11 protein-coding genes and 1 tRNA gene are annotated in these 8,329 nt (G+C 42.3%); 8 read left to right on the top strand and 4 right to left on the bottom strand.

The features are described from left to right. From JWG41_RS20390 to JWG41_RS20380, 3 genes are all read right to left on the bottom strand, one after another. A partial coding sequence (locus tag JWG41_RS20390) for a nitrilase-related carbon-nitrogen hydrolase (RefSeq protein ID WP_332461320.1) occupies positions 1 to 238 on the bottom strand: 238 nt, incomplete at its 3' end. Then, positions 225 to 1,502 (bottom strand): 3-deoxy-D-manno-octulosonic acid transferase, encoded by a 1,278-nt coding sequence (locus tag JWG41_RS20385; protein WP_205271477.1) that lies wholly within the window; start codon positions 1,500 to 1,502, stop codon positions 225 to 227. The genes JWG41_RS20385 and JWG41_RS20390, both read right to left, overlap by 14 nt. Next, the gene (locus JWG41_RS20380; protein WP_205271476.1) at positions 1,503 to 2,252 is read right to left on the bottom strand and encodes a flagellar filament outer layer protein FlaA; all 750 of its coding nucleotides are present in this window, start codon (positions 2,250 to 2,252) and stop codon (positions 1,503 to 1,505) included. It abuts the gene before it with no gap. Between the two features lie 69 nt (positions 2,253 to 2,321). Between JWG41_RS20380 and JWG41_RS20375 the strand changes: the two genes are divergently transcribed. The 3 genes from JWG41_RS20375 to proC are packed head-to-tail and all read left to right on the top strand — an operon-like array spanning position 2,322 to position 4,595. Further along, positions 2,322 to 3,122 (top strand): hypothetical protein, encoded by an 801-nt coding sequence (locus JWG41_RS20375; protein ID WP_205271475.1) that lies wholly within the window; start codon positions 2,322 to 2,324, stop codon positions 3,120 to 3,122. Positions 3,123 to 3,124: 2 nt separating this feature from the next. After that, positions 3,125 to 3,823, top strand: a complete 699-nt coding sequence (locus JWG41_RS20370; protein ID WP_205271474.1) for a YggS family pyridoxal phosphate-dependent enzyme — start codon at positions 3,125 to 3,127, stop codon at positions 3,821 to 3,823. After that, positions 3,804 to 4,595: a pyrroline-5-carboxylate reductase gene (proC, locus tag JWG41_RS20365; RefSeq protein ID WP_205271473.1), complete on the top strand. Its 792-nt coding sequence runs from the start codon at positions 3,804 to 3,806 to the stop codon at positions 4,593 to 4,595. The genes JWG41_RS20370 and proC overlap by 20 nt, the downstream gene beginning before the upstream one ends. A gap of 6 nt (positions 4,596 to 4,601) precedes the next feature. Here the strand turns inward: proC and JWG41_RS20360 are convergent. Next, a tRNA-Met gene (locus JWG41_RS20360) sits at positions 4,602 to 4,674 on the bottom strand. A 167-nt stretch (positions 4,675 to 4,841) separates the two neighbouring features. Here JWG41_RS20360 and JWG41_RS20355 point away from each other — a divergent pair. The 5 genes from JWG41_RS20355 to JWG41_RS20335 form a co-directional block, all read left to right on the top strand. Continuing rightward, positions 4,842 to 5,903, top strand: a complete 1,062-nt coding sequence (locus JWG41_RS20355; RefSeq protein WP_205271472.1) for a sensor domain-containing diguanylate cyclase — start codon at positions 4,842 to 4,844, stop codon at positions 5,901 to 5,903. 22 nt (positions 5,904 to 5,925) lie between these two features. Beyond that, positions 5,926 to 6,153 (top strand): hypothetical protein, encoded by a 228-nt coding sequence (locus tag JWG41_RS20350; RefSeq protein WP_205271471.1) that lies wholly within the window; start codon positions 5,926 to 5,928, stop codon positions 6,151 to 6,153. Then, a complete protein-coding gene (locus JWG41_RS20345) occupies positions 6,117 to 6,998 on the top strand; it encodes a hypothetical protein (RefSeq protein WP_205271470.1) in 882 nt (293 codons plus the stop codon). Before JWG41_RS20350 ends, JWG41_RS20345 begins: the two co-directional genes overlap by 37 nt. A 1-nt stretch (position 6,999) precedes the next feature. Continuing rightward, positions 7,000 to 8,142, top strand: a complete 1,143-nt coding sequence (gene mnmA, locus JWG41_RS20340; RefSeq protein WP_205271478.1) for a tRNA 2-thiouridine(34) synthase MnmA — start codon at positions 7,000 to 7,002, stop codon at positions 8,140 to 8,142. After that, on the top strand, positions 8,139 to 8,329 hold a 191-nt coding region (locus JWG41_RS20335; protein ID WP_205271469.1), incomplete at its 3' end, for a hypothetical protein. The genes mnmA and JWG41_RS20335, both read left to right, overlap by 4 nt.

Here is an 8,329-nt window from a genome sequence, read left to right as displayed (position 1 = left end):
TTTGATGGGGAGATAGAGTTTTTAATTCACCTATGATTTCTTCAGAACGAGTCCAAACATAGGGTTTGTAGAAACCATCTTCACATCCATATCCTGAAATACAAAGTTCGGGAAAAAGAATACAATCGGCTTCCTTGGACTCGAGATTGCCGATTGCCTTGGATATGGATTCATAGTTCCCCGTAAAATCTAGGGGAGTTGTATTGAGTGTAACGGCAGCAATTTTAATTTTGGGCATCGGAGAAAACTCGGTTATAAATCTTATCCGACGCACCTCTGTTTTCTACAACAAAGTTTCGATTCCCTCGTCCCATCTTTTCTCTCTGGGTTTTGTCTTTGACTAAAAGTCCAAATTGACGAACAAATTCGGGTTCGTTTTCTGTTTTGAAGAGACCACCTAATTCTTGCATAACGATGGCTTCGGGTGCGTTGGAAATTTTGGGGCCAGTGATCACAGGGAGTCCCAGGGCTGCGGGTTCAATGGTATTGTGAACACGGTGGCGCCAAGCCCCCCCTACATAAGCAAAACTTCCATACTGATAGGCAAAAGCAAGGATTCCCATCAGATCAAAAAGAAGGAACTTGGGTAAAACATCGCCTTTCTTCAGTTTCGAAAAAACACCTACAGTTCCGAATTCTTTTAGAGTGGGAATCCAAGCCTCCATACGATCCGCTTCCCATTTATGGGGAAAAATCCAGTAATACACATTGTCTGTATTGGTCTTTAAATAACTGGTAAACCGTTCTTCACAGATTCCGTAAGTGGACCCAAGGATGATGGGTTTGTTTTGGTTTAAGAATTCTTTTTGGTCAGAAACAAAATGAGTGAAAACGGGGTTTGGGGATTTGGTTTCCAATTTCCCAAGAACCGATTCAAACCTTGTATCTCCTAACACTTTGAAGTCTGTGTTTTTAGAAACAAGGCCAGTAAACTCTTTGGCCATCAGTTCATGGCTTGGATAAATTCCGGATAGGTATTGGAAGGAGGCCTTTGTCAAAGATTGGACCAGAGGATTTTTCCTGGAAGACTGGGAAGACAAACTCGCGCAGGCAAGATAAGACTTGGTTTTGAAATGTGATGCCCTTTTTAAAAGATTCGGCCAAGTATCCCAAGCCATTACGAGTAGAACTTGGGGTTTAAAATGAGTGAAGATTCGGTCGTAGGCATGAGGTAGATCTAGGGGAAGATAAAAATACAAATCGGCTAAGGGATCCTGAAAGGATGTTTCTTTGACGGAAGAGGAAAAAACCGATTGGAGGATAAAAACATTTTTATGTTTTTTACGAATGGTTTCTGTAAGAGCTCGTGCTTGGTCTAGTTCTCCCACACTTGCCGCATGGAGCCAGACTACAAATTTTCCTTCTGCCGCTTTTGAAAAGATTTGGTTAAGAGAGTGTTTTCTTTTTTCTAATTCCTCACGGACAGGTTTTAGGAATAAGGAAAGAATCTTTAAAAGAATAAAAACAAAAAGGATGAGGGTGTTATAAAAAAAATATACCATTTAGCGTTTGTTACCCCAAGTATCGTTGACTTCCGAACCGGGGTAGATGAAAGTTCTTTTATCAATGACAAAACTCAAATTGTCAAAGTATAAATGAAACTCTCCTTTCTTTTGTGAGGCAAGGCTTTTCAATCGAAAGGAAGCAAAAGAAATCGGAAACGACATGGATTGGATGAGCCTTGTGTTTTCCTTAGGAAGGTTGATCTGAAACTCAAGTCTTCTCCATCCCACAAAATTCAAAGTTCCCAAATCAAAATACAAATCCTTGGATTTTTTTTGCGTAAGGCCCATACTCAAATTGATATGGTGGCCTTCTGAATACACCCAAAGGATTCCTTGGATCGGCATTCCGAGGGGCATCAGAATGGGTTCTTTCGGTCGCACTTCCCAGTGGTCGAGTCTTGGGTTTTCTACATAACTTTGTAAAAGAAAACTGGTTTGGTTTTGCAGGTTTGGGTAACCCGATTCCTTTAGGATTGTTGCTTCTTGTAAGAATGCTTCGGACTTCGGAACGGAGGCAGCAAACTGGGTCACTGCCAAAAAAGAATCCACTCGGTAAAAATCCCAAGGCCTTTCTCCTTCAAAATCTTCCACAAGGAAGAGGAGGTAACTGGAATCGATCGTGAGGGCCGATTTTAAAATTTGGACTCGGCCGGCTTCGTCGGGATCATGGGGCCTCGGAAGAGACAAAAGACCGGAAATCATGAGTAGGAAACCCAAACCAAATGTAAATTTTTTTGCAGTTTTCATGATTTCTCACTTTTCGAAAGACCAAAAACGTGTACTCTATTTCTATCAAAGGAAAGGAATCCGCACGTCATGGGCCGCCGCGACAATTTGAAAATACTCACAACTGCCATTCTAGTGGTCCTACTTCTTTCATCGTTCATTTTTGCATTTATCTATAGAAACGAAATTTACCAAAAGCTACAAACCATCGGAAAAAACAAAGATATGGAGGTAGTGGACCGGGAAATTGAAAGAGAACCGGCAGGCATCCCTGCACCTAAGGAAGATTTTTCAGGTAGGGACTCCAATACCGCAAGCGAGGATCGTTCCAAACTTCCCGAATTGCCTAGTTTAGAGGATATGGAACCAGAGTCAGGGCGTCCCCGTTCTGTTTCTGTGGCCGCTTCAACCAAATCAAAAGAAAAACAAGACCCGTCCTCTCGTTTGCAAGAAAAGTTAGACCAAGTGGAAGAATCTTTTTCCCCCAAAGAAGAAACTAAAAAAACAAAGAAAACTTCCAAAGTAGAAGATACGATTTCCGAAGCAGTGGAACCCACAACTACCACCAAACAACCGAAAGTTGATACTAAAGAGCCTACTAAACTGACAAAAAAATCAGATTCTAAATCTTCTAAATCTTCTAAGTCTGTATCCACTCGTTCCAAAAAATATAGTTCTATGTCGGAAAAAAGACAAGGAACCAAATCCAAAAAATCATCCTATTCCCAAAAGTCGCAAAAAAACAATTATGAGGAACCGGAATCCTCTTCCTTAGCGGTTCGGATGCGAAACGTGGAACAAAAACTTTCTACGCAAACAGATCGAAATGAAAAACGCTTTGTGGAGATCGAACGACGCATTGAGTCTTTAGAAAAAGCGTTAGCTAAGTAATCGTGTCCGATTACGGTTCGACCTATCTCTCCATTCAAAACTCACTAAAGGATTTGTATCCCAACAGATCGCCGGTGGTGATTGCTGTTTCCAAAACCAAACCTTATGAAGTGGTAAAAGAGGCTTATTTGCAGGGAATTCGTGAGTTTGGGGAAAATTACATTCCAGAAGCCATTACTAAATTCACAAAACTACGAGAAGAGTTTCCTGAATCCGCCACCTCGGTCAAGTTACATCATATTGGTCCGGTTCAGTCGGGAACCTTACGTAAGTTATTTGGAATATTTTCTCATACACACGGTGTAGGAAGTATCTCTTCCTTGAAGGAACTTCTCAAACGAGCCGAAAAAGAAAAAACACTCATTCATTATTTTTTACAAACCAATCTCACCGAAGAAAATACCAAACATGGAATGGGTTTTGAAACCCTTCGTACTATGAAAGAAACTCTCGCGAGTTACCAAAATGAGTTTTGTATTTGGGAGGGGTTTATGGGTATGGGCCCGTCTAGCGGTAATTTGTCGGAAACAAGAGAAGTGTTTTCGCTTCTCGCAGAACTACGTGATACTTATTTTCCCGGTAAAAAATTATCTATGGGAATGAGCGGCGATTATGAAATCGCTGCCGAGTTAGGGTCTGACTATTTACGAGTTGGATCCAAGATTTTTGGAGAGAGGGACTATGCAAAGGAATCCATTTGAAAGAGTAGGGGTCGTGGGTCTTGGAAAGATGGGAGCGGCGATTGCGACTGCTCTTGTGAAAAAGGGAACTAAGGTGTATGGGTTTGATCCGAACATCAGTGAATCTCCGGTTCCGGGTGTGACTCTTGTTGGCACACTGGATGCCATCAGTAAAGAGTCGGAAGTCATTGTGATCGCAGTAAAACCAAACCTTGTGCTTCCTGTCTTAAAAGAATTTTCGAAACCTTCTACCTTTGTTTCCATTGCTGCCGGTATTTCTTTTGCTAACCTTTCAGAATCTGCTCCCAAAGGATCTGAAGTGGTGCGAGTGATGCCAAACTTACCTCTTGTTTCTGAACGAGGAGCCATGGCGTACTTTTGTGAAGACCCAGTGGCACCGAGCGTAGAACGATTGTTTTATGGAATGGGATCTACCATTCGAATTGCAAAAGAATCTTTGATGGATGCTGTGACTGGGCTTTCTGGTTCGGGACCGGCTTATGTATTAACCTTTTTACAGGCAATGGCAGAAGGTGGTTTGCAAGAAGGACTCAGTTACGAAGAGTCTTTGTCTTTGGCAATGGAAACCATCGAGGGCACACTGGTTTATTTTCGCTCTTTGCGTAACGAAGATGCCAGTCTCCACCCTATGGAAGTACGCAATTGGGTGACTTCTCCTGGCGGTACGACCATTCATGGACTGGATGCTTTAGAAAGGGGAGGATTCTCAACCGCCGTAAGAGATGCAATCAAACGAGCGACGGAGAGAAGTAAGGAATTGGGGAAAGGATAATAACGGTTGCGCGGACAGGATTCGAACCTGTGGCCTTTGGGTTATGAGCCCAACGAGCTACCAGCTGCTCCACCGCGCGGTATAAAACCATTATTTTAAAGATTGGTAAATTGTCAACGCAAACATTATTAAAACTTCTCTATTTTCCTTGGATCATAAATTTATCGGTTTCCGCCAAAATCTTACTTTACAGTAGTCAAAAAGGACGAATGATTCCTATCTTATACAGAATTCTGGCGGTGCGTTTTGTCTTTTAAAGAAAACACTGATATCGTTTTTGAGCATTACGAAAAAAAAATCTACGACCAAAAACAACTACTGGAAATCTCTCGTGCACTGAATTCCACGCTAGACTATAAGTATCTAATTGATGCAATCCTTAACATCTGTTTGGCGCAGTTGCAGACTCTGCACGCCGCGATGTACTTGGAGCCAGAAATTGACTTGGGCTTATTTAAGTTAGAACCCCAGTCCATCAAAGGATTTGAACTCAGCACAGAAGAACAGAACTACGAAGTCAAAATCGATAGTCCTCTCATTCATTATTTTGAAGAAAAACCCAAAGCCATTACTATGGACCAAATCCTACTAATGGATACTTTGAAGTCCATCCCAGACATTACGTATCTTCGTAAGATGGGAGCCGAGATCCTCGTTCCTCTCAATGCCAAGGGGAAGGTGAATGGACTTCTCGTTCTTGGGGACAAGATGACTTCCGAAGAATTTTCGGAAGATGAAAAAGAATTTATGACCACCCTTGCCAACTTAGCCGGGATCGCTGTAGATAACGCGCGTTTGTATGAATTGGCAACTGTGGATATGATGACGGGTTTAAAAATCCATCACTACTTCCAAACCAAACTCAAAGAAGAAATGGATCGTTGCCGTAAAAAAGGAACCAAACTTTGTTTGCTTTTTACAGACGTGGATCATTTCAAAAATTTTAATGATACCTATGGCCACCAAGCGGGAGACGTGGTTCTCATTGAGGTCGCAAAACAAGTGATCAATGCTGGCCAAAGGCACCATATCCCTGCACGTTACGGTGGGGAAGAGTTCTGTCTTGTGATGCCTGGGGCTACGGAAGAAGAGGCGATGCTCAAGGGAGAGGAGATTCGGAAAGCGGTGGAATCCATGGTGGTCAAAAACCCCAATGATGGAACCGACCTTAAGGTCACTTTGTCTGTGGGTGTTTCTAGTTTCCGCACCACGGACAGGAGTAATAAAGATTTGATTGAAAGGGCTGATAAAGCACTCTACCAGGCAAAACATTCTGGCAGAAATCGCACAATTTGTTATAAAGATTAGGAAATTTGCCGATGGGTAGAGTATGGCAGAGCCGGCATACCTACTCAACGATCTCTCTCCATCGGTTTCCTCCGATGTATACGAATCCATTCGCAATCGTGCTTTGGGTCTTTCTTCGTATGATTTCCAACCATACTCTTGTTTCATCGAATACAAGACTAAGGACGAAAATACGGGGATCGAATATCGGGATTGTATTGTAGATTATACAAGATGCCAAAACTCTCGTTGTATCAAAAAGTTAGTGTAATCCTTTTTTTATTCTCTTTCGGGGCTTGTATTCCAGGCCCGATACGTTCCCACCAAACTCCTGTTTTATACCAGTTTCCCACAAACAAAATCCTTCCACCCCATACCCGTATTTCCGTTCTGGACGAAGGAAGCCATCTCCTAATTACCGGGATTGAGTCCCAAGAAAGAACTTTTTCCTTTTTATGGGATACGGGATCGGATGTGAGTTTTTATGAATCGATGGGTCCGGAAGTAAGTTCGGATTTCCGTTTGGGTGGTTATCCGTTTACTCTCAATCAGAGAAAAGGAATCCTACCGGAATCCATTCCCGGACTCATCGGTTTGGATTTTTTTTCTGGAAGTTGTATCTTCTGGTATGGTGAGGAGTTAAAACGTTTTCCCGAAGATTCTCCTTTTTGCGAACACCCAGATGCCTATCTATCTACAGATCTAAAACTTCTGAACACAAAGAAGAAAGGGGATCATTACTATGTACAATTCGAATATCCAGAAGGTCATACCTCTTTTGGCCTCCTCGACACAGGATCTTCCTTAAACCTACTACCGAGTGCCCCCAGTGACCGGTTTTTGGGCGAAAAGAAGGTATTCCTCGCAGGAAACAAGATCCAAACAGCAATCCATAAGGAATCCACTTCCATTTTGTATTTAGTGGCCAAATCGGGAATTCGCGAAGAATATAGACAAGTCCAGTTCCTCACAGGAATTTCACTTGAGAATTTCCATTTGCCGGGGGACAAGGATAGGGAAGAGGTTTGGGTGATCGGTTTAGACATTCTCCGGACTCGTCCCTTGTTCTGGGACTTCTCTCGGGGGCGTGTGGGAATTGTTCACACCAAAAACTAAGGTGAAAGAAAAAGAAAAAATCATAGTGGCGATGAGTGGTGGGGTAGATAGCGCAGTGGCCGCAGGACTTCTGATGGAAGCCGGCTACGATGTGATCGGTGTGAACCTACGTACTTGGGAATATGAAGCTCCCGCATGTGATACCACTAAAAAATCCTGTTGTTCTCCGGAAGATATCCGGGATGCCAGGGATGTTGGTCTTTCCTTAAACATTCCGTTTTATGTAATCAAAATGGAAAAGGTTTTTGGAGAGCGAGTGATCGATCGTTTTATTAATGATTATAAAGATGGAAGGACACCAAACCCTTGTGTGGAGTGTAACACCTTCGTGAAGTTTGGTGCTCTTTTCGAACAAGCCAAAACTTTAGGTATAGAAAAGATTGCAACGGGTCATTATGCTCGTGTTGCGGAAGTGGATGGTCGTTTCGCCATTCGTAATGCCGTGGACATGAAAAAAAATCAAACGTACTATTTGTACGGATTGTCCCAAGAAAATATTAAAAATACCGTTTTCCCTTTGGGAGAGATGGACAAAGCAGAAGTTCGTGAAATTGCAAAACGTATGGGCCTACCTGTTGCTGAAAAACCAGAATCCCAAGAAATTTGTTTTATTCCTGAAAATGATTACAGGTCATTCCTGAAAAAAAAGGGGATGGAGTTCACTCCTGGATTTTTTAAATTAGCTTCCGGCCAAATCATTGGCAAACACCAAGGCAAAGAAGGATTTACCATAGGACAAAGAAAAGGTCTTGGGATCGCTTGGAAAAATCCCCTCTATGTTCTTTCCATTGAAGATGATGGAACTGTGATACTCGGCGAAGAAGAAGAAACAGTATCCGAATCTTTCGTTTTAGAAGAGATCACCTACCAAGCACTCGCGCCAATGGAAGTGGGTGAAACTAAAGAAATGAAAGTTCAAATTCGTTACAGAAGTGCACCTGTTCATTGTTTGGTGACTTCTCTTGGGAACACTTGGAAAGTAGAATTTTTAGAAGATGTAAAAAGTGTCACTCCTGGACAATCGGCCACGTTTTATCCCGCAAATGGTGATTATTTATTCGCAGGTGGAATCATTCAAAAAGGATCCATCACAAGAAAGGTAAAAAAAATTACGGTTTTAGAGGCGGAGAGCGTTACCATTTGAAATCCGTAGAAGGCAAAACAATCCTCATCATTGGAGGAGGGTTGTTACAAGTTCCCATCATCCAGACGGCAAAGACGATGCGGCTGCATACAGTGGTTGCGGATATGAATCCCACTTCCATTGGATTTCAAATTGCAGATGAATCTATCATCATGTCCACAAAAGACGTGGAAGGAATGGTCAGAGA

It is taken from the genome of Leptospira chreensis, from assembly GCF_016919165.1.
Taxonomy (GTDB): Bacteria; Spirochaetota; Leptospiria; order Leptospirales; family Leptospiraceae; genus Leptospira_A; species Leptospira_A chreensis.
Note: the sequence above shows the minus strand (reverse complement) of the source record. Positions and strands in the feature narration are given on the sequence as shown.

What these genes read in the sequence shown, in the direction of transcription:
- JWG41_RS20385 (WP_205271477.1), bottom strand. Translation starts at nt 1,502, where the DNA reads ATGGTATATTTTTTTTATAACACCCTCATCCTTTTTGTTTTTATTCTT.
- JWG41_RS20380 (WP_205271476.1), bottom strand. Translation starts at nt 2,252, where the DNA reads ATGAAAACTGCAAAAAAATTTACATTTGGTTTGGGTTTCCTACTCATG.
- JWG41_RS20375 (WP_205271475.1), top strand. Translation starts at nt 2,322, where the DNA reads ATGGGCCGCCGCGACAATTTGAAAATACTCACAACTGCCATTCTAGTG.
- proC (WP_205271473.1), top strand. Translation starts at nt 3,804, where the DNA reads ATGCAAAGGAATCCATTTGAAAGAGTAGGGGTCGTGGGTCTTGGAAAG.
- JWG41_RS20350 (WP_205271471.1), top strand. Translation starts at nt 5,926, where the DNA reads ATGGCAGAGCCGGCATACCTACTCAACGATCTCTCTCCATCGGTTTCC.
- JWG41_RS20345 (WP_205271470.1), top strand. Translation starts at nt 6,117, where the DNA reads ATGCCAAAACTCTCGTTGTATCAAAAAGTTAGTGTAATCCTTTTTTTA.